Raw genomic sequence first — 456 nt, 5'->3', positions numbered from 1 at the left:
ACGATGACGCCGAGGAAAGCGCGAATGGCGCCGCCGAACCGCCGTCGCGTCTCCCGCTGCGTCAACAGCAACAGAAAGCCGAGCAGCTTCGGCACGATCAGAAGCGCCATGGTGGCGCCGAACACCCAGGCCGCGAGAACGGGGTCCTGCGCCGGCCAGTTGGGAAATAGCGCAAACCCCTTCGGAAAATATTCGGGGCGGACGAAGCGGGCCTGCAGCGAGATCAGTATGCCGAGCAGCAGGAACGTGAACCAGAGCGGCGCGGTGATATACGAACCGATCCCGGTCATGAAATGCAGGCGCGAAATCCAGTGCAATCCGCGCGTCGGCAACACGGCGAGATGCTGCAGGTTCCCCTGGCACCACCGGCGATCGCGCGCCGCGAAATCCAACAGCGAAGGCGGCACTTCCTCGAAACTGCCGCCGAGCGTCGGCGCAATGTAGATGCCCCAGCCG

The 456-nt window shown here is 64.5% G+C and carries 1 pseudogene; it reads right to left on the bottom strand.

What is annotated here, in order from left to right:
* Window positions 1-456 (bottom strand): annotated as a pseudogene (locus tag OWC48_RS46520) (glucan biosynthesis glucosyltransferase H); the annotation flags it as partial.

The organism is Bradyrhizobium sp. Arg816, assembly GCF_029989365.1.
Classification (GTDB): domain Bacteria; phylum Pseudomonadota; class Alphaproteobacteria; order Rhizobiales; family Xanthobacteraceae; genus Bradyrhizobium.
Note: the sequence above shows the minus strand (reverse complement) of the source record. Positions and strands in the feature narration are given on the sequence as shown.